Origin of the sequence: Flavobacterium soyangense (assembly GCF_015277675.1) — a bacterium.
Taxonomy (GTDB): Bacteria; Bacteroidota; Bacteroidia; order Flavobacteriales; family Flavobacteriaceae; genus Flavobacterium; species Flavobacterium soyangense.
Genome location: NZ_JADHEC010000037.1, coordinates 1 through 21,374 on the forward strand (window position 1 = coordinate 1; position 21,374 = coordinate 21,374).

General features: G+C 34.5%; 12 protein-coding genes and 1 pseudogene. 10 read left to right on the plus strand and 3 right to left on the minus strand.

What is annotated here, in order from left to right; genetic code table 11:
* The 10 genes and pseudogenes from IR213_RS13675 to IR213_RS13720 form a co-directional block, all read left to right on the plus strand.
* Positions 1-671 (plus strand): annotated as a pseudogene (locus IR213_RS13675) (hypothetical protein); the annotation flags it as partial.
* Between the two features lie 86 nt (positions 672-757).
* Complete coding sequence (locus IR213_RS13680) at positions 758-3,523, plus strand: ligand-binding sensor domain-containing protein (RefSeq protein WP_228479196.1); 2,766 nt, start codon at positions 758-760, stop codon at positions 3,521-3,523.
* A gap of 242 nt (positions 3,524-3,765) precedes the next feature.
* Positions 3,766-6,759 (plus strand): SusC/RagA family TonB-linked outer membrane protein, encoded by a 2,994-nt coding sequence (locus IR213_RS13685; protein ID WP_194312863.1) that lies wholly within the window; start codon positions 3,766-3,768, stop codon positions 6,757-6,759.
* 21 nt (positions 6,760-6,780) lie between these two features.
* Positions 6,781-8,268, plus strand: a complete 1,488-nt coding sequence (locus IR213_RS13690; protein ID WP_194312864.1) for a RagB/SusD family nutrient uptake outer membrane protein — start codon at positions 6,781-6,783, stop codon at positions 8,266-8,268.
* Between the two features lie 26 nt (positions 8,269-8,294).
* Positions 8,295-9,110 (plus strand): LamG domain-containing protein, encoded by an 816-nt coding sequence (locus IR213_RS13695; RefSeq protein WP_194312865.1) that lies wholly within the window; start codon positions 8,295-8,297, stop codon positions 9,108-9,110.
* Positions 9,111-9,166: 56 nt separating this feature from the next.
* The gene (locus tag IR213_RS13700) at positions 9,167-10,546 is read left to right on the plus strand and encodes a glucoamylase family protein (RefSeq protein WP_194312866.1); all 1,380 of its coding nucleotides are present in this window, start codon (positions 9,167-9,169) and stop codon (positions 10,544-10,546) included.
* Between the two features lie 21 nt (positions 10,547-10,567).
* Positions 10,568-12,814 carry a beta-glucosidase BglX gene (gene bglX / locus IR213_RS13705; protein ID WP_194312867.1) on the plus strand — a complete coding sequence of 749 codons (2,247 nt, stop codon included), beginning with the start codon at positions 10,568-10,570 and terminating at the stop codon, positions 12,812-12,814.
* A gap of 130 nt (positions 12,815-12,944) precedes the next feature.
* Positions 12,945-15,044, plus strand: coding sequence for a glycoside hydrolase family 97 protein (locus IR213_RS13710; protein WP_194312868.1), 2,100 nt, complete (start codon positions 12,945-12,947; stop codon positions 15,042-15,044).
* Between the two features lie 7 nt (positions 15,045-15,051).
* Positions 15,052-16,935: a discoidin domain-containing protein gene (locus tag IR213_RS13715; RefSeq protein WP_194312869.1), complete on the plus strand. Its 1,884-nt coding sequence runs from the start codon at positions 15,052-15,054 to the stop codon at positions 16,933-16,935.
* A gap of 18 nt (positions 16,936-16,953) precedes the next feature.
* Positions 16,954-18,318: a M28 family peptidase gene (locus tag IR213_RS13720; RefSeq protein WP_194312870.1), complete on the plus strand. Its 1,365-nt coding sequence runs from the start codon at positions 16,954-16,956 to the stop codon at positions 18,316-18,318.
* A gap of 107 nt (positions 18,319-18,425) precedes the next feature.
* On the opposite strand, the gene IR213_RS13725 is transcribed toward IR213_RS13720, so the two are convergent.
* From IR213_RS13725 to IR213_RS13735, 3 genes are read right to left on the minus strand one after another with little or no spacing between them, the layout of a single operon-like run.
* A complete protein-coding gene (locus IR213_RS13725) occupies positions 18,426-18,674 on the minus strand; it encodes a hypothetical protein (protein WP_194312871.1) in 249 nt (82 codons plus the stop codon).
* A 53-nt stretch (positions 18,675-18,727) separates the two neighbouring features.
* On the minus strand, positions 18,728-19,924 hold the full coding sequence (locus tag IR213_RS13730; protein ID WP_194312872.1) for a DUF1624 domain-containing protein: 1,197 nt from the start codon (positions 19,922-19,924) through the stop codon (positions 18,728-18,730).
* A gap of 16 nt (positions 19,925-19,940) precedes the next feature.
* Positions 19,941-21,374: an MBOAT family O-acyltransferase gene (locus IR213_RS13735; protein ID WP_194312873.1), complete on the minus strand. Its 1,434-nt coding sequence runs from the start codon at positions 21,372-21,374 to the stop codon at positions 19,941-19,943.

Sequence of the window (21,374 nt, forward strand, 5' to 3'; positions counted from 1 at the left end):
GATTTTGTTCTCTCTTAATAAATCTGGATGCTTTTTTTTGTAGTCATATTTTCAAAGTTTTAATTATCTTTGAAAGGTACAAAATCAGCGCGAGAGCTACCGAAGGTTTAGTTCAACCCGTTTATACCCAAATTGATGTTTTGGATTATAATGTTCGAAAGGATGGAAGGGTTTTAGATTTTAATGACTTTTTTCAGAATCCTCATGACTATGTTTCAAATTTTGAACGTTTTACAAAAGTTTCGGATATATACATTACGGCACATTTTCATGCTAATGAAGCTCCAAATATCCTCACTCGAGAAATGCTTAACTCTAAAGATTGTAAAATAAAAGTTGTTGCCGATATTTCTTGTGATGCCAATGGTTCTATTGCCTGCACACTCCGGTCAGCAACCATTGCAGATCCTTTGTACGGTTATTTACCGAGTGAAAATAAAGAAGTGGATGTTTTTCATCCTGCGGCGATTGTTGTTATGGCAGTGGATAATTTGCCTTGCGAACTTCCAAAAGATGCCAGTGAAGGTTTTGGAGAAATGTTTATGGAATACGTAATTCCTGCGTTTTTTAATGGAGACAAAGACGGGATTTTAGAACGGGCAAAAATTACTGAAAAAGGCAAACTCACACCAAGATTTAGTTATCTGCAAGATTATGTAGATGGTAAATAATTTGAATATTACAATTCATTTTAAATTCAAAGCTTCTCCATTGGGAAGCTTTTTTTTATGTTTTTATTGGAAAAATGTCTTTATATTTGAAAATTAATCCTCCAATTTTGAAAACCTTATTCATAAAATTACTTTTTTTCGGTCTGATATCATTTCAACTTTATTCTCAAGAGTTGCTGCCTTTTGTTGAAAATTATAATAAATCAAACTATCAGGGAGACAATCAGATTTGGAATGTTGACCAGGGGAACGATAAGGCAATGTATTTTGCCAATAATCATTATTTGTTGCGTTACGATGGCGTAAAATGGGAGAAATATACATTGCCAAATAAAACCATAATTCGTTCGATAATGGTAGATGGCAAAAAAATTTATTCAGGTTCGTATAAGGAATTTGGGTATTGGTTTCGCAAAGATGGAAAGATGATTTATGTTTCAATTTCTAACGGAAAAAAGGTTTTTGAGGACAGTGAAAATGAGGAAATTTGGAAGATCTTTAAGTTTAACAACAAAATTTATTTTCAATCCTTCAACGAGATTTTCCTTTATGATGGCAAGAAAATTAAGAAAACTAAATTTCCATTCCTTATTTCTTATTGCTTTCAAATTGACAATCAACTTTTGATTGCCTCAGTGGATAGTGGTGTTTTTAAAATGAATAACTCTAAAATTTCAAAAATAAAAGGCTGGGATATTCTGGAAAACAATGTCATTCACGCTATTGAAAAATATCAAAATAAAACCTATATATTTACTAAAAGAAATGGGGTTTATATCTCTGAGAATGGGGTTTTGAGTCCTTGGAAAAGTCCTTTAAACGAAACCTTAAAAACAGCCATTGTGAATGCTGCTAAGTTTATAAAAAACAATAAATTGATTATTGGCACAGCAAGCAAAGGGCTTTATGTTTTTAATTTAAACGATAATTCGTATATCAATATCAACCGAAATAATGTGTTGATGAACAATTCTATTTTGAGTATTGGTCAGGATAAAGAAAATAATTTATGGTTGGGTTTAGATAACGGAATTGCTCATATTGAGGTTAATTCACCCATTTCGATTTTTTATGATAATTCCGGTACTTTAGGCTCGGTATATTCAGTTGCAACTACGGACAAAGGCTATTTGATAGCCTCAAATCATGGTATTTTTAAATATGAAGACAAACGTTTTTCTATGGTTCCAATGACACAAGGTCAAGCTTGGAATATTAGTAAAATAAATAATAAATATCTTATAGGTCATAACGAAGGAACGTTTCTTTATGAAAACGGATTGTTTTCTAAATTGAACTCTATAAGTGGCGGTTGGAATTTGATCAAGAGCAATATAAATAATTCCTATTTGCAAGCATCTTATAGCGGTGTTTGGATATATAAAAATCCGAATGATTTGTCTCAAAAGGATATTATTAAAGGGCTTCTTAAACCTATAAAATACGTTGCTCAAAATAGAAAAAACGAGATTTGGGCAGCAGATAACTATAGGGGTTTGTATCGGATTTTGTATAACGACACTTATGAAACAATTAAAATCGAAAATGTAACCCAAAAGAGTAAAATTACCGATGATTTTGGAGTTAAAATATTTGAATTCCGAAACGAAATCCTCTTTTTGATACACAATTCATGGTATACTTATAATTCTATAACTAATCAATTGATAGAAAATGAATTGTTTAACTCTAATTTTAAAAACATTTCGGATATAGTTGCAATTGACGAAAATAACTTTGTTGTACTTCAGGAAGGACTTTTATATCATATTTATGCCAATGAAAATAAATTTGTTTGGAATAATATTCAGGAGAAATATTATAGAGGAAAAATAATAAATGATAACATAAAGATTTTCAAAAGCAACAACAATTATTTATTAAATCTGGATGATGGATTTATATCCCTTCAATTAAAAAACAAAATCAGTCATTGTCCAAGTATAAAGGTTGAAGCTTTTAATGATGAAAATTTAGTGGAAAATAAATCAAAAATTAAGTATAATTCGGAACTTAAAATTGGAATTATATCTGGTATTTATGGCATTACAAAGCCGCGTCTGTTTTATAAAATAAATGAATCAAGTGATTTCATTCCAGTGAAAGAAGGAATGATTGTTTTAAATAATTTAAGCAGTGGATCTCAGAATATTGTTGTTTATTATTTTGATGGCTTGAATTATAACAAAATTTCAAGCTTCGATTTTATTGTTGCTAAACCTTGGTATTTTTCATTTTGGATGATAGTCTTGTACATTGCTGTTTTAGGTACAATTTTATATTTGTATTATAAATGGAACAAAATGCGCTACATTCAAAAATTAGAATTGCAAGAAGAAGAATTGAAGCATCAAAAGAAAATCCTAGAAATGGAATTAAAAGCGGAAAATGAATTAAATATACAAGAATATGAAAAGCATATTCTGGAGTTAAAATTGCAAACAAAATCTTCCGAAGTAACAGGAAAATCACTTTCTATTGCAAAGCAAAGCGAAATGATAGAAAATATTCAGGGAATTTTAGATACTGAAGTAGATTTTAATAAACTTAAAAGCGAAATTAAAAAAGTCATAAAATCAAATGCTATCAACAAACACGAATGGCAAACTTTTGAATCAAACCTAAATCAAATTCACGACGAATTTATTATCAACCTCACTAAAAAATATCCTAATCTTACTTCAAAGGATGTCAAACTTTGTGTCTATTTAAAAATGAACCTTTCTTCTAAAGAAATTGCCCCGATGATGAATATTACTTTCCGTGGTGTTGAGTTGCAACGCTATAGATTAAGAAAGAAATTAAATCTTATACAGGATGAAAACCTCTCAAAATTTTTATTATCCATATAGAAAACTTATTTTTTTTACACATATTCTTATTTTTTAATTAATTATTAGCAATATCATAACTCATCATTACTACATCATTTAATGTGTTGTTTTTTTGATGTAATTCCTTTAAGCCACTAATAAACATTAGTTTTTTGTGTTGCTTTAACAAATTGATGTAGTCGTGTAGTAACTCTATATAACTTACTATAACGTTGTAATTATTTAATTTAGCTCTACTAACTTTTACAAATCATTAATTTATGAGAAATTTTATTTTTATTTTTTTAGCACTCATTCTGCTTCCAGCTTATATGTCTGGTCAAGTAATTAAAGGGAAAGTGTCAGATAAAAATGGTGTTGGAATTCCTGGGGCAATTGTTGTAGCAGTCGATTCTAAAACTACCGCTGATACTGATTTTGACGGAAATTTTACAATAAAAGCCAAATTAGGCGAAACATTGAAAATTACAATGCTAGGTTTTGATGCTCTAGCTACTAAAGCAATTGCTGGTGTAATGAGTGTTAAACTGCAAGAATCCAAAGACACCGAATTGAAAGAGGTTGTGGTTATCGGATACGGGACTGCCAAAAAAAGAGACCTAACTGGTACGACTGTTCGCATAAGCGGAAAAGAAGTTGCAGATAAACCAAATACAAACCCTATTGCGTCATTGCAAGGTAAAGTTGCGGGGTTATCAGTAGTAAACTCTGGACGTATAGGACAAGAACCGGATATTAGAATTCGAGGGACAATTAGTAGGGGGCAAACAAAACCTTTATATGTAATTGATGGTTTATTAAATGACAATATAGATTTTGTAAATCCAAATGACATCGAAACTATTGATGTATTAAAAGATCCATCTTCATTAGCCGTTTTTGGAGTTAGAGGGGCAAACGGAGTTATTGTGGTAACGACTAAGCAAGCTAAGCGTGGAAAATTTACTGTTAATTTCAATTCCTCTATCGGTGTAAAAAACATTGTTGATAAACCTAAATTAGCCGATGCAAGTTTGTTTAAGACTTTATACGATGAAAGATTAGTAAACGAGGGTTTACCAGCTTTTAGTTATTATGATAAATATACAGGAAATACAAATTGGATCGATGAGATTTCAAATTCTGGCGCAACTGTTCAAAGCAGTAATATTTCAATCTCTAATGGTACAGATACTAATAAACTTCAGCTCAACATTGGAAATATTGTTGAAGAAGGATTAATCAAAAATGAAAGACTAGAAAAAACTACTTTTAATTTAAATGATGAATTTAATGTAAATAATAACTTTAAAATTGGGACTCAATTAAATGGATATAAAGCTAAACTTCCATCCGAAGGAAATTTCGGTTCTGCGTTAATTGCTACTCCAATAGTGAGTCCTTATAATGCTGATGGCGTATATTATCAATTACCAATTCAAATTGGTGGAGCTCAAATTGGCAATCCATTGATACCGGTTAATGAAGAAATTAAAACAAAAATTAATGATGAATATAGATTTGTCGGAAATGCATTCGCGGAATTAAAATTCTTAAAAGATTTTACGTTTCGTTATGCGTTTATGGGAGATTTAGATGTTAAAAAGGGCAGAGGATACATTCCCTTAATTGATGTTTATGCGGCCGAAACAAATCAGGTTGTTCCTTACGCTGGAAGAACTCTTACAAATGTTAATCAATACAATTCTAATGAACAAAAATGGCAACAAGATGCGTTGTTAACGTATCAAAAATCATTTGGACTTCACAACTTTACTGCTTTAGTAGGACGTACCGTAAGTTATCAAAAGTATGAAAATATTAACGGATCAGTTAATGGTAAAATTAATAATCCAATTCCTAACGACCCAAGATGGTGGTATTTAAATGTATTTCCTTTTGGAAATTCAGAAACACGAATTTCAAATTCTGAGCAATGGGATAGAGCAACAACTTCAAATCTAGCTAGGTTATTATATAATTATGATGGGAAATACATTTTTAACGCATCTTTTAGAAGAGATGGTTCGTCAGAATTGGCTCCAGTAAATAGATTTCAAAATTTTTGGTCTTTAGGTGGTGCTTGGGAGGTTACTAAAGAAAAATTTATGGAGAACCAAAAAGTGTTTAACTATTTAAAAATCAAAGGATCTTATGGAGAATTAGGAAATCAATACACAACGCTACACTATCCTTATTTGCCAAATTATACCGAAGGGGCCAGTACAGTTTTTGGTAACCAAGTCGTTCCCGCTTATGTGTTTTCATATAGGGCAGATCCTAATTTAAAATGGGAAAGCGTAACATCTTACGAAGGTGGTATTGAAGCGGCAACTTTAAATAATAGACTTAAATTTGAAGCCACTTATTTCAATAAACTAACTAAAGATTTATTAGTAATTGTTAAGGATCAAAATAATGAACCATTTTATACAAATGCTGGTTCAATAGAAAATAAGGGATTTGAATTCTCGGCTTCTTGGAGTGATAAAATCACGGATGATTTCAAATATTCCATCAGTGGTAATTTAACCACTTTAAATAATAAAGTAAAATCTGTATATACGGAAGGTTACAGTATTTACGATGGACCATCTATTACAAGAGCTGGTGATCCAATCGGTTCATTTTACGGTTATGTTGTAGAAGGAGTTTACCAATCGTATGCTGATATCCTAAGCTCTGCACCGAGCACTGTTGGTAGTTATGGACCTGGAGATTTAAAATATAAAGATGTTAATGGAGATGGAAAAATAACTCCAGACGATAGAGCAATAATTGGGAACCCGACACCTGATTTTACTTATGGATTTAGTTTGAATTCAGAATATAAAAAATTCAACTTTGGAATAGATTTTCAAGGGGTATATGGCAACGAGATTTATAGAAATTGGGGCAACGGAAGTACTTTTGCGCAATTTAATTACAGACAAGTAAGAGAAGATAGATGGACTGGAGCTGGGACATCAAACTGGGAACCAAGAATTTATGAAGGATCTGATTATAATAAACTAGCCTCTACCTACAACATTGAAGACGGGAGTTATTTGAGACTTAGAAATATCCAATTGGGTTACACTTTTGATACCTTGCAAATTAAAGATTTTAAAATTCAAAATTTAAAAATATATGTAAATGCTCAAAATTTACACACCTGGAAAAAGAATTCAGGATTTGCTCCGGATGCAGGAGGTTCAGCTACTCAATTTAATGTAGATAATGGTGGTTATCCACTGCCACTAGTTACATCAGTTGGTTTAAGTCTTACTTTTTAACGAAAAATAATTATGGAAAAGATGAAAAATAAAATTATAAAATTTAAATGGGTATTAATTGCTTCACTTATTTTATCAACACAATATTCTTGTAGTGATGACATACTAAATACCCTACCACTGGGAGTAGCAGTGAAAGGTGATTTAACTACTGGAGGTTTTGAGGCAACTGCATTCGGGTTATATGGCAAGTTGCGTACTTCAAATGTTGCAAGTTGGAATCGATATTGGTTAGGAAGTATTCGTTCAGACGATGCGGCAAAAGGAAGTAGTCCTGGAGATGCAGCAGCTGAAGGGAATGTTTTTGATTCCTTTCAATATATTTCTACCGATGGTATAAGTACTGATTATTGGAATGATCATTATAGTTTGATATATGCTTGTAACGATTTAATCAATGATGTAGATACTTCAGGTCTAACCGATAATGGAACTCTAGTTAATAAAGCTGAAGCTAGAGTTATTAGAGCATTTGCCTATTTTGATTTAAGAAGGGATTATGGACAAGTTCCTATTGTAGCCAATAGAATTGTTAATGTTACCGATGGTATAAAACCAAAATCAACAATTGCTCAGGTAGATACCTTTATTATAGCTGATTTAGAATATGCCATTCAATATCTTCCGACAACTTGGCCTTCTTATCCCGGAAGAGCTACAAAGGGTTTTGCAAATTCCTTATTGGCCAAGCTATATTTGTATCAAAAAGATTATACAAAGGCCTATGCAAAATGCCAAGAAGTTATAAATTCAGGAGTTTATTCCTTAAATCCTTCTTTCAAAGATGAGTTTAATATTCAAGGGAATAATTCAAGTGAATCAATCTTTGAAGTTCAACAATTAATTACAGCCGCTAATGTTTATTATTCCAATATTTATTACGTTTCGCAAGGTGTGAGAGGTACAGGAGTATGGGATTTAGGATGGGGTTTCAATATACCTACCACTAATTTAATTGCTGCATTTGAGACAAATGATCCAAGATACAATCATACAATATTGACTTCTGGGCAAGATGATGGTGGTTACGGTGGTGGTGTTTTACCTGCAAGTCCTCCTTTAGATCAAAAGTATTGGAATAAAAAAGCATATACTGAAGCAAGTACAAGAACAAAATACAATCAAAATCAAAACAACTGGGAAAATATTAAGCTTTTGAGATTCGCGGATGTTTTATTAATGGACGCCGAGGCTGCAAATGAACTCGGAAATAGTGCATCGGCAATATCTGATATAGAATTAATTAGAGCTAGAGCAAGAGGGGGTAATAATGCGGTTTTACCAAAAGTTACAACAACCGATAAATCATTACTGAGAGATGCCATTAAGCATGAAAGAAGAATTGAGTTCGCTATGGAAAACGAAAGATTCTATGATTTAGTTAGATGGGGGGATGCTTCTTCATTTTTGGGAGGCTTAGGATATCAAAATAAAAACGAATTTTTACCCATACCACAAACTGCTATCGATAAATCTGGTGGTGTGTTGGTACAAAATCCAAATTATTAATAACAATAGATTTAATAAAAAATAGTATGAAAATTAATAAATCAATAATAAAAAAAGCTTTTGGAATAGCACTTATTTCATTGGCATTTGTTGGATGTCAAGAGTTGGATAGGCCAGCGTTAGGCGATTATCCAAAAGATGCCAATGCTCCGGGAGGCCCTTTAAAGTTCTATGTAGCTTTTGATGGTACAACTACAAATTCATTAATGAATGCTGTGGATAGTGTTCGTGCTAAATTCCCGACTGATAATCCATTAGAATCAACTGAAGGTATTTCAGGAAAAGGCCTAAAAGGAGGGAAACCTAAATTGTTTGTTTCCTATTCAAAACCAAATGATTGGGTAGCTAATTCATCGAGTTTTACAGTTTCTTTTTGGGAAAAACACGGAGCTCCAACACAAACTGAATTTACTTTTAGCCTATTAGCTGATAACTGGGCTAAAGCCAATGCATTTTGTTTATTCGAGGGGACTGTTGCTGCCCCTATCGTGAAGTTTTTTGTTGACGAGCAACCAGGAGATCATTGGTTCGAATGGTTAGGAACCGAAAAAATTCCTGGTGTATATGATGGACAATGGCATCATTTAGCGTTTGTTTATGATGGCTTAACCTCAGGTATGACTCTTTACAAAGACGGAGTCGCTTTTGCCACAAAAAAATGGACGAATCACGGCAATATGAAACTAAAAGATGCAAATGTTTTAGGATTCAGAATTGGTGGTGCGGGTGATCCTTCACAAGGCTGGATGAATTCCTGGACTGGCGATTTAGACCAATTCAGAATGTATGGTAAAGCACTTACCGTTGCAGAAATTAATGAGTTGTATACAAAGAAAAAATAATTAAACACAAAACTTACCAAAGCATATGCTTTGGTAAGTTTTATTAAAAAATATAGATGAAAACTTTTAAATTTTATGCTTTTGTATTTTTGTTTTCAATCCTAAGTTGTAGCAGCAGCAGTGATGCTCCAAAACCTAGTCCGACACCAGCACCAACACCAACGCCAACAGTACTTACAGATGATCAAGCAATGGATCAAGTACAAAAGGATGCTATAAAATATTTTTGGGAATATGCTGAATCAAATTCAAGATTAGCCAGAGAACGATACCACACAGATGATCCAGGAAACGATGCGCATATTGTAACAACCGGAGGTTCTGGTTTTGGGCTAATGTCTTTAATCGTAGGGATTGAAAGAGGTTTTATTCCAAGAGTTGAGGCAGTTTCCAGACTTACAATCGCATTAAATTTTCTCGAAAAAGCAGATCGATTTCACGGTGCTTGGCCTCATTGGATAAATGGTGAAACAGGCCACGTAATCCCGTTTGGAACTATAGATAACGGAGGTGATCTTGTAGAGACCTCATTTCTTTGTCAAGGGTTGTTGACTGTTAGAGAGTATTTTAAAAAAGGAAATACAGATGAACAAGCTCTGGCTACTAAAGCTGATAACCTTTGGAAAGGTGTAGAATGGGATTGGTATACAAAAGGCGAAAATGTTTTGTATTGGCATTGGTCACCCAATTATGCTTGGCAAATGAATTTTAAATTAGAAGGATACAATGAATGTTTAATTACCTATGTCTTGGGTGCAGCTTCTCCAACACATCCTATTTCTGTCTCTGTTTATCAACAAGGATGGGCGCGAAACGGAGGGATTGTTAGTGGAAGTTCTCAATATGGTTTTCCAGTAGTATTGAATTATAACGGTGCACAAGGAAATGTTGGTCCTTTGTTTTGGTCACATTATTCTTATCTGGGCTTAGATCCTCGTGGATTAACAGATGCCTATGCTAATTATTGGACTTTGACACAGAATCATTCAAAAATCATAAATCAATATTGCATAGCTAATCCTAATAAATGGGCAGGTTATTCAGATAAATGTTGGGGACTTACAGCGAGCTATACCAGAAATTCTGATGGAACAACGGGTTATACAGCACATCAACCCCTGAATGATCCTGGAGTTATTTCGCCAACAGCCGCCTTATCGTCATTTCCATACACACCTGTTGAAAGTATGAAATTTCTTCATTTTTTATATGATGAAAAAAAGAGCACTTTAGTTGGAGTCGCTGGACCTTATGATGCGTTTTCGCCTCAATATAATTGGTTTACACCAAGATATTTAGCAATAGATCAAGGAACAATCGCTCCAATGATAGAGAATCACAGAACGGGATTAATTTGGAATTTATTTATGCAGGCCCCAGAAGTGAAGGTTGGTTTAAAAAAATTAGGATTTTCTTCAACCCAACATAACTTATAAAAAATTAATTATTAAACAAATATGAAAATTAAATTAATTCTACTATTTATTGGCTTTTCAGTTATTGGCTACAGCCAAAAAAAGACAGATAAAAAAAACATAATCATTAAGCCCAAAGCTGAGTTTGTAGCTGATTTGATGTCGAAAATGACAATCGAAGAAAAAATATATCAAACCGTTCAATTTACTTCTGATGGAACCATTACAGGTCCAAAATCTGGTGAAAATTTTATCACTCGAATTCAGCAAGGTAAAGTAGGTTCTATTCTTAATGCAACCGGCGCTAATGCAACTAGAGAAATTCAACGCATTAATTTAGAAAATTCAAGGTTAAAAATTCCTTTGTTATTTGGTCATGATGTGATTCATGGTTATAAGACTATTTTTCCGATAAATCTTGGAATGGCTTCTTCATGGGATCCAAAAGCTGTAGAATTAGCCGCAAGAATTGCCGCAACCGAAGCTTCATCTGCCGGTGTTCACTGGACATTTGCACCTATGGTAGATATAGCTCGTGATGCAAGATGGGGTAGGGTTTCTGAAGGTTCCGGTGAAGATAGTTTTTTGGGGACTCAAATGGCTGTTGCCAATGTTAAAGGTTTTCAAGGCGATGATTTATCAAAAACGAATACAATTTTGGCTTGCGCCAAACACTTTGCTGCTTATGGTGCTGTTGAAGCTGGAAGAGATTATAATACAGTTAATATGTCAGAAAGAGTGTTGCGGGATACTTATTTTCCCGCTTTTGAAGCGACAGTTCACGCTGGAGTTAAAACTTTTATGATGGCATTCAATGAAATTGCAGGAGTTCCATCTACAGGAAGTAAATTCTTGATTCGGGATGTATTAAAAGGCGAATGGAAATTTGATGGACTGGTTGTGTCAGATTACACCGGTATTAACGAACTAGTAGCTCATGGCTTTGCCTCAGACAATAAAAATGCTGGAGAATTATCTTTACAAGCTGGTGTAGATATGGATATGGTAAGTGCTGCTTATATGAATTATACTAAGCAATCCTATGACGAAGGCAAAGTGACTTTAGCACAAATTGATGATGCTTGCAAAAGAATTTTAGATGTAAAATACGACTTAGGATTATTCGAAGATCCGTATAGATATTCTGATGAAAAACGCGAAAAAGAAACGATATATAAACCAGAATTTTTAGAAGCCAGTTTAGAAATTGCAAAAAAATCATTGGTCTTGTTAAAAAACAGCAATAACATTTTGCCATTAAAAACAAACCAAAAAATTGCTTTTGTAGGGCCGCTGGTAAGTGATGAATATAATATTATTGGTTCTTGGGCAGCACTTGGTGATAGAAATGGTTTTGCTACCAGCGTCAAAGAAGGAGTGACTAATTATTTGAAAAATGTTTCCAATGTCACCTTTGATCAAGGTGTTGAAATCCAAAGCAAAAAAAGAGATTTGATGCAAAAGGCTATTGAAAACGCCAAAAATGCAGATGTAATTGTTGCCATTATGGGCGAAAAAGAGAATATGACAGGTGAGGCAGCTTCTCAAACCAATATCGATTTGCCTGGATTGCAAAAAGAATTCTTGGCTGAATTAAAAAAATTAGGTAAACCAATTGTTCTTGTATTGCTAAACGGAAGGCCATTAACTCTTACTTGGGAAAATGAAAATATGGATGCAATTCTTGAAGCTTGGTGGCCAGGAACTAGAGGTGGTGATGCTATTGCACAAACCCTTTTTGGTGCCAATAATCCAAACGGGAAATTGCCTATGTCATTCCCTAGAAATGTGGGTCAATTGCCATTATATTACAATCATAAAAATACAGGAAGACCTTATTTAGGGCTTTCTGATCCAGAGCAAAAATACAAATCCAGATATACCGATGTGGATAATAGCCCATTATTTCCTTTTGGATTTGGGTTAAGTTACACCACTTTTGAATATTCTAACATGAAAATTTCAAGTGATAAAATTAATTTTGATGAAAAACTTAAAATCAGTATAGATGTTAAAAATGCAGGAAATTACGATGGACAGGAAGTGGTTCAACTCTATGCTAGGGACTTGGTCGGTTCGGTAACCAGACCGGTTAAAGAACTGAAAGGATTCGAAAAAATAAATTTAAAAAAGGGTGAAACGAAATCAGTTTCATTCGAGATCTCATCAGAAGATCTTAAATTTTATAACCTCGATATGAAAAACGAAGCCGAAGTCGGTAGTTTTGAAGTATTTGTGGGCGGGAATTCGGATACAGATAAAAAAGCAAGTTTTGAGTTAGTTAAGTAAACTGGGTTGATCTATTTAGTAATTGCCCTTCGGTATTCGTATTGAGGGGTTTTTATTGATTTTTTTTTAAATTATGATGTCAATAAAGACTCATTATTTTTTATATTTGGCGTTCTAAAAAACCAATGCAATGAAATATTTTCTTACTTCCTTCTTAGTTTTAACCTTGAGCATGGGTTATTCGCAAAGCATCCAATCTCCTTCTGGCAAAATTTCCGTAAATTTTAAATTAACATCTAATGGACAAGCTTCTTATTCCGTTAATTACAATAGTAAACCGGTAATTTTAGAGAGTTTTTTGGGGGTAAAGTTAAAAAACAAACCCGCCCTGGACGCTAATTTTGGAATAGATAGCGTCAAAAACTCTAGTTTCAATGAATCTTGGAAACCCGTTTTAGGGGAACAATCAATTATTGTAAATCATTACAATGAACTTATAATTTCTCTTACTCAAAAAGAAACCCACGTAAAAATGAACATCATTTTTAGGGTTTTTGATGAAGGTATTGCCTTTAGATATGATTTTCCAAAGCAAAAAGACTTGAACTATTTCATCATTTCCGATGAGGTTTCCCAGTTTAATTTGACTGGAGACCATAAAGTTTTTTGGATTCCGGGTGATTTTGACAGCAACGAATATCCATACAATGAGACCAAATTCTCGGGTATCGATAATGATAAGGTTGATTTAAATAATGGAATCGCCGCTAAATCAATTGCAGAAAAATACAATGTGCAATCACCCTTGATGATGAAAACAGCGACTGGATTGTATCTTAATGTTTTTGAAGCAGCGGTAGTCAATTACCCAGTGATGCACCTAAAAGCGGATGTAAATGATTTTAAATTGACATCCGTTTTAGTTCCAAACGCCATTGGGGATAAAGCGTATTTGCAAACGCCTTGCGTTTCGCCTTGGAGAACTATTATGGTCAGTGATGATGCCAGGGATATCGTGGGTTCCAAAATGATTTTGAATTTGAACGAGCCTTGCAAAATCGATGATACTTCGTATATAAAACCTATGAAATATGTTGGGATTTGGTGGGAAATGCACGTTGGAAAATCCACTTGGGATTATGCAGGTTCCCAAAATGCCCAAAACAACCTAAATCAAGATTTAGTGGCATCCGGAAAGCATGGGGCAACGACAGAAAACACCAAAAGGTATATTGATTTCGCCTCAAAAAATGGATTCGATGGGGTTCTGGTCGAAGGTTGGAATGTGGGTTGGGAAGACTGGTTTGGGAACTGGAAAGAAGAGGTTTTTGATTTCACGACACCTTACCCAGATTTTGATATCGCGGCTATTTCGGCTTACGCCAAATCAAAAAATGTAAAAATGATAATGCACAGTGAAACATCGGGTTCAGTGGGTAATTTCGAACGTCATTTGGATCGAGATTTCGAAAATATGGTCAAATACAACTACCCTGCGGTAAAAACAGGATATGTAGGCAAAATTATCCCTCGTGGGGAATTTCATGATGGGCAAACGATGGTTAACCATTTTAATTATGTTGCCAGACGCGCCGCAGATTATAAATTGATGGTCAACTCCCACGAAAGTTCTCGCCCAACAGGTTACGGCAGAACATATCCCAACTATATTGCCGCCGAGGCTGCCCGTGGGACTGAGTTTAATGCTTGGAGTGTTGGAAATCCTCCGATGCACGAAACCATTTTACCTTTTACAAGGCTTCTTGGAGGACCAATGGATTATACTCCGGGGATTTTTGAAATTAAAATGAGTCATTATAATCCGGATAAAACAGAACAAGTCCATACCACCTTGGCAAAACAATTGGCTTTATATGTAACGATGTATTCACCTTTGCAAATGGCCGCTGATTTACCCGAAAATTACGAAAAATACCCTGATGCTTTTCAGTTTATCAAAGACGTTGCAGTAGATTGGCAAGATTCAAAATACCTTGAAGCAGAACCCGGAGACTATTTGACGGTGGTTCGAAAAGCCAAAAATTCAGAGAAATGGTTTCTAGGAGCGATAACCGATGAAAATGCCAGAAAATCTGAAATTAAACTGGACTTCCTTACCAAAGAGAAAAAATACAAAGCAATCATTTATGAGGATGCAAAAGATGCCGATTGGAAAAACAATCCAATAGCATACAAAATAAGTACATTAGAAGTTACTTCTAAGTCAAAAATCAAATTGAATTTGGCGCCCGGAGGAGGAACAGCAATCAGCTTCGAGCCAATTAATTAATTTTTTTATGAGCCAAATCCTGCTTTTCATTTCAAGCAATTGCTCAAAAACCTTTTTTTCCATTGCCAAAAAAAGAGCTTCTTTGGTCGCTTTTTTTCGTCAGGAAAAAATAGATTTTTCACACAATTGGCTTTCCATTTCTATCAGGGCTATTATAATAGTTTTATTGATAAACAGTAGTGCTCTTGCCCAGCAAAAAACCTACTGTAATCCTATCAATATCGATTACGGATATTGTCCAATCCCAAATTTTGTGACTCAAGGGAAACACCGAGCCACTGCCGATCCGGTAATCACTTATTTCAAAGGGGAATATTTTTTATTTTCCACTAATCAATGGGGTTATTGGCATAGCAAAGATATGCTTGACTGGCAATTTATTCCCCGAAAATTCCTTCGTCCAGAACACAAAGTTTACGATGAATTGTGCGCTCCATCAGTGTCTTTCGTAAATGATACTTTGTTGGTGGTGGGTTCAACCCAAGGTAAAGAATTTCCCATCTGGATGAGCAAAAATCCCTCGAAAGACGATTGGAAAGAACTCGTTCACAAATCAGAAGCCGGAGCTTGGGATCCTTATATTTTTTGGGACAAAGAAAAAGATGAGGTCTATGAATATTATGGTTCCAGCAATTTATATCCGCTGTATGGCGTTAAATTAAATCGCAAAACCTTTCAACCTGAAGGAGAAATATTTCCATTAATTGCGCTAAATGACGACGAACACGGATGGGAACGTTTTGGCGAAAATAATGACAACACTTTTCTCCAACCTTTTATGGAAGGAGCATTTATGACCAAAAATAATGGCAAATATTATCTGCAATATGGTGGCCCAGGCACCGAATTTAGTGGTTATGGAGATGGAGTTTATGTGAGTAAAAATCCACTTGGCCCTTTCGAATATCAATCTCACAATCCGTTTTCCTATAAACCCGGAGGTTTTGCAAGAGGAGCAGGGCATGGTGCGACTTATCAGGATGCAAATGACGATTATTGGCACGTTTCAAGTATTTCAATATGTACCAAAAACAATTTTGAACGCCGTTTGGGCATTTGGCCGGCGGGTTTTGACAAAGACGGAATCCTTTATTCATATACCGCTTACGGAGATTATCCCACTTTTTTACCTTCGGAAAAGAAAAATCATTTGAACGAAAATTTCTCGGGTTGGATGTTACTGAATTACAATAAACCAGTTCAGGTTTCTTCAACTCTTGGCGGTTTTCAGCCTAATTATGCTGTTAATGAAGATATTAAAACCTATTGGTCTGCAAAATCTGCCAACAAAGGAGAATATCTAATTTCTGATTTAGGAGAAAAAAGTACCATCAATGCCATTCAAATAAATTATGCCGATCAGGATGCAGAATTAATGGGAAAACCAGCAACAACAACTGGTCATAAATATATTTTGTACTATTCTGATAATGCCAAAACTTGGAAAATTCTTGTGGACAAAAGTAAGAACACCAAAAATGTTCCGCATGATTACATCGAACTCGAAAAACCAATTCGGGTGCGTTATGTGAAGATAGAGAACATTCAAATGCCAACAGGAAAATTTGCTTTATGTGGTTTTAGAGTTTTTGGAAAAGGAATTGGAAATTCTCCGGGGATTGTCAATAATTTTGTTCCTTTGCGAACCGAACCAAAGAAAAAAGGAGAACGCAGAAATGTTTGGTTTAAGTGGCAGCAAGAACCTTTGGCGGATGGTTATGTTATTTATTTTGGCAAATCGTCAGACAAAATGTATGGCTCGATAATGGTGTACGGAAAAAATGAATATTATTTTAATGGATTAGACAAATCGGATGCGTATTATTTTCAGATTGAAGCCTTCAATAATAACGGAATTGGTCCGCGAACCGAGATAAAAAAATCAGAATAAAAAATGCCCAATAATTTTATGAGAAAAATAGTTTTTTTAACAGCTTTAATTTTTACTGGTTTTACACTTTTTGCACAAACTAATGATGAACAAACCCTCAAGCAAATCTACAAATCATCGTTAACCAATTCTAAATGTTATTCTTGGCTGGATTATTTGTCCAATTCCATTGGCTCCCGATTATCAGGCTCAGAAAATGCCCAAAAAGCGGTTCAATATACGAAAGCCCAATTGGAAACCTTAGGTTTTGACCGAGTGTTTCTTCAGGATGTTATGGTTCCAAAATGGGTTCGTGGGGTTAAAGAATCAGCTTATATTTTGGATAATAAAATCAAAATAAACATCCCTGTTTGTGCACTTGGAGGATCTATTGCCACTCCAAAAAATGGGATAACTGCTGAAGTTATCGAAGTAAATGGAATCAAAGAATTAGAAGCTTTAGGAGAGAAACTAAAAGGTAAAATTGTTTTTTTTAACAGACCAATGGATCCTGAAAACATTGAAGCTTTTAATTCATACAGCGGTTGCGTTGATCAAAGATATAATGGAGCAAAAGAAGCTTCAAAATACGGTGCTTTGGCAACTATTGTGCGTTCTATGAATTTAAGATTAGATGATTTTCCACATACTGGCGCACAAAGTTATGGTGATATTCCAAAATCCCAATATATTCCCGCAGCTGCATTTAGTACAAATGCTGCCGAATTGTTGAGCAAAACCTTAAAAGTGAATCCACATTTAAAGTTCTACTTGAAACAATCTTGCCAGCAAATGGAAGACGTTTTATCCTATAATGTCATTGGCGAAATTAAGGGAACCGAACATCCTGAAAACATTATGGTAGTGGGTGGACACCTTGATTCTTGGGATCTAGCTGATGGTTCGCAAGACGACGGTGCTGGAGTCGTGCAAAGTATGGAAGTGATGAATATATTCAAAAATATTGGCTATAAGCCTAAAAACACCCTTCGTGTGGTACTTTTTATGAATGAAGAAAACGGAGGAAGAGGTGGGAAAAAATATGAAGAATTGGCTAAAACCAATAATGAAACCCACATTTTTGCTTTAGAAAGTGATTCGGGTGGATTTTCGCCAAGAGGATTCGATTTCGAAAGTGATGATGTAAACTTCAATAAAATACTTACTTGGAAAAACCTATTTGAACCTTATTTAATCCATAGTTTTGTAAAAGGTCATAGTGGTTCAGATATTGAACCATTAACATCTAAATCAATTGTAAAAGCAGGTTTGAAACCTGATTCACAACGCTATTTCGATTATCATCATGCTGCAAATGATAAATTTGATGCCATTAATAAAAGAGAATTGGAATTAGGTGCTGCGACTATGGCTGCTTTGATGTATTTGATAGATAAAAACTAATTTTGATAATATTGGCGCTTCAATTATTCCCTTGATGGGAGGAGATTGGACAAACTCATAAAAGCCTTGTGGATTGGCGGTTACTTCCTCATAGGTACCGGGAATGCTTATGGGTTTGTAAATAGCGCCGTTTGTAAAATTTTCGTGTGGTATTTTGATGTTAAGTTGGTCCAATGATTTTGGCTGGCAGGAATCAATCTTGTTTTCCCTTTGCTCTTTATGATGAAGGTGTTGTCTAATTTATTATAGGTTAAACTATCGTATTTGCCCGAGGGAATAATCCAGGTTAATAGAGCAACAAAAGTGGCTTTCACCAATAAAATGGTTTGGGCAGAAGGAAATTTTCTTTTTTTCATATTTTGTGACAAAAGATAAATTTAAATTTGCAATTTGTTATTTGGCTTTTAAGTTACAAATAACTCAACCACCATTTCTCTTTGTGAAATTGTTTATAGCCATCGTACCATTTGCATAAAGGAAATAAAGCAAGAATTACTATAATCCAAATAATATAGACTATAATTAATCCATATCCTTCGCCTGGAATTATAAAATAGAAAAGATTGGTTTTAATATTAGCGACACTTTCACTAACCGAATGACCGTTTATGTAGAAATTTATCATGCAAAGGAAATGTATCAGATAAAGATGCAAAATGTAATAAAAGAAAGCGGTTCTGCCATAAATTGACATTATTTGTGTAAATCTATTTTCCACTTTTTCGAGCAGGACTAGAGATAACAAAGCAATCCCAATCGTAATACACATATACATTAAAGATGGTGGATATTTATGCACATTAATGATAGAAAGGAAAGTATAAAAATTATTTTTTTGAGTACTCCATACTTCGGGATTTCCGTAGACATTTATAAATCGTAGCACCACAAAAAGAAGTAATAAATCCACTCCAATACGAGTAAGAATTTTAGCTCTTTGCTCAACAGAATATTTGGAAGTAAAAAAGACTCCTGCGCAATATCCCAGCATCATTAATCCAGACCAAGGGATTATTGGATAAAAAACAACCGCCGTATGTGAACCCCATAAATTATAAAAAGCAAAGTTGCCGTGATGCAATAAATCCCATAAAAAAGTTGGCTTATAACCACCAGCAGCTTCAATAAAATCTAAAAGATTGTGGCCAAAAACAAACAATAAACCTAATCCAAAAATAAATTCATAGGAAACCTGAATGAGTAATCCTAACAAAAACATACTAATTCCAATGACCCATATTACCTGAAGAAAAATGAAATTATAATTTGGATTAAAAGACCATCCAAAGGAAAGAATTGTGACATCAACCAGTACTAGCCACAAGCCACGTTTTATCAAAAAAGCACTCAACTCTTTTTTGGATTTTCGCAAACTCTGTAAATAAATAGAAACTCCAGATAGAAAAACAAATGTTGGTGCACAAAAATGAGTAATCCATCTAGTAAAAAACAATGCAGGAGTTGTAGTTTCCAGATTTAAAGGGTCATCTGTCCAAGCAGTTATATGAAAATAATCTCTCACGTGATCGAGTGCCATTAATACCATTGCAATTCCACGGAGGATATCGATAGACATGATTCTTTTTTGGATGGCTATTGTTTGCATAAATATGGGATTAGGATTAAAACTGAAAATAGATAAATGAACTTCCGCTTTCTTGTGCCCAAATCAAAAGCAAAATTAGTGCAGACCACACAATGCCAAGTGACCACCACGATAGTTTATGTGCTACCTCAAGAACCTTAGTATTTCGCATAAACCAATGGAGCAGTACAATAAATGGAATTATAACTGCTACTTTGATGATTGCTAATGTGGTCAATAAAGGTTTTCCATCAGTTGCTATTCCAAACATAGATTCCAGCATTTGCCATGATCTCCCAAAGGTATGGGAGCGAAAAAATACCCAAGTAATATTGACTAACATAAATGTTAAAAGAGCATAGAAAAACCCTGACCAATGGTTGTTATGCATTGCTACTTCGTAAGCTTTAGGACTTCTTCGATCCCTGATAAATTTTTCTGCCCATAAATAAAGTCCGTGTAATCCACCCCAAACAACAAAAGTCCAATTGGCTCCATGCCAAAGCCCACCTAATAACATGGTAACCATTAAAGCAAAATAGGTACGTAGTTGCCCTTTACGGCTTCCGCCAAGTGGGATATAAAGATAATCACGAAGCCAGCTCGATAAAGTGATGTGCCATCTTTTCCAAAAATCTGAAAAACCAATGGCAGCATAAGGATAATTAAAATTTTGCGGCAACACAAAACCCAAACATAGAGCCACACCTATAGCACAAGTCGAATATCCCGCAAAGTCTAAAAATATCTGGCCTGAAAAGGCAAATACTCCGATCCAAGCGTCAAGTGCTGGTAAAATAGCTGCCGAATCAAAAACAGTGTCTGCCGTTCCTGATAACATGCTATCCGCTAATACAACTTTCATAAATAGTCCTAATGATAGGAGGAGTAGTCCATCCATCATTTGTTTTCGGGATGCTGAACGTGGGGTTTCAAATTGTGGTACCAATTGTGGCGGACGAACAATAGGTCCAGCCACTAAGTGAGGAAAAAAGGTAACAAATAAGGAAAAATCCAGCTTTGATTTTACAGGTTCACTTTCCTTTTTATACATATCAATAGTATAGCATAAAGTAGTAAATGTGTAAAAGGAAATACCTGCCGGAAGAATGATGCTAGGTGAAGCTGGGTGAAAATCGAAGCCAATAGCATTGCTTAATGTCACGAAATTTTCTAATAAAAAAGTTCCATATTTAAAAAAACAAAGCATTCCTAGATTTCCCATAAGGCTCAGAACTAAAAGCAATTTTTTCTTGAATGGGTTTTCCTGAGTGTATAATGCTTTCCCTACATAAAAATCAATGATGGTAGAAAGCCAAAGCAATAAGATAAATGGGGGATTCCACGCAGCATAAAAAATATAACTTGCCAATAGTAAGTTTATTTTCTTTGTTCTCCATGAAAATGGAAGGTTATGCAAAATCAGCATAATAAGAAAAAAGGCGATGAAAGTATAGGAGTTGAATACCAT

Bases quoted from the DNA above. Each gene is read 5' to 3' on its own strand.
- IR213_RS13685 (WP_194312863.1), top strand. From the start codon at position 3,766: ATGAGAAATTTTATTTTTATTTTTTTAGCACTCATTCTGCTTCCAGCT.
- IR213_RS13690 (WP_194312864.1), top strand. From the start codon at position 6,781: ATGAAAAATAAAATTATAAAATTTAAATGGGTATTAATTGCTTCACTT.
- IR213_RS13695 (WP_194312865.1), top strand. From the start codon at position 8,295: ATGAAAATTAATAAATCAATAATAAAAAAAGCTTTTGGAATAGCACTT.
- IR213_RS13700 (WP_194312866.1), top strand. From the start codon at position 9,167: ATGAAAACTTTTAAATTTTATGCTTTTGTATTTTTGTTTTCAATCCTA.
- bglX (WP_194312867.1), top strand. From the start codon at position 10,568: ATGAAAATTAAATTAATTCTACTATTTATTGGCTTTTCAGTTATTGGC.
- IR213_RS13710 (WP_194312868.1), top strand. From the start codon at position 12,945: ATGAAATATTTTCTTACTTCCTTCTTAGTTTTAACCTTGAGCATGGGT.
- IR213_RS13715 (WP_194312869.1), top strand. From the start codon at position 15,052: ATGAGCCAAATCCTGCTTTTCATTTCAAGCAATTGCTCAAAAACCTTT.
- IR213_RS13720 (WP_194312870.1), top strand. From the start codon at position 16,954: ATGAGAAAAATAGTTTTTTTAACAGCTTTAATTTTTACTGGTTTTACA.
- IR213_RS13725 (WP_194312871.1), bottom strand. From the start codon at position 18,674: ATGAAAAAAAGAAAATTTCCTTCTGCCCAAACCATTTTATTGGTGAAA.
- IR213_RS13730 (WP_194312872.1), bottom strand. From the start codon at position 19,924: ATGCAAACAATAGCCATCCAAAAAAGAATCATGTCTATCGATATCCTC.
- IR213_RS13735 (WP_194312873.1), bottom strand. From the start codon at position 21,374: ATGGTATTCAACTCCTATACTTTCATCGCCTTTTTTCTTATTATGCTG.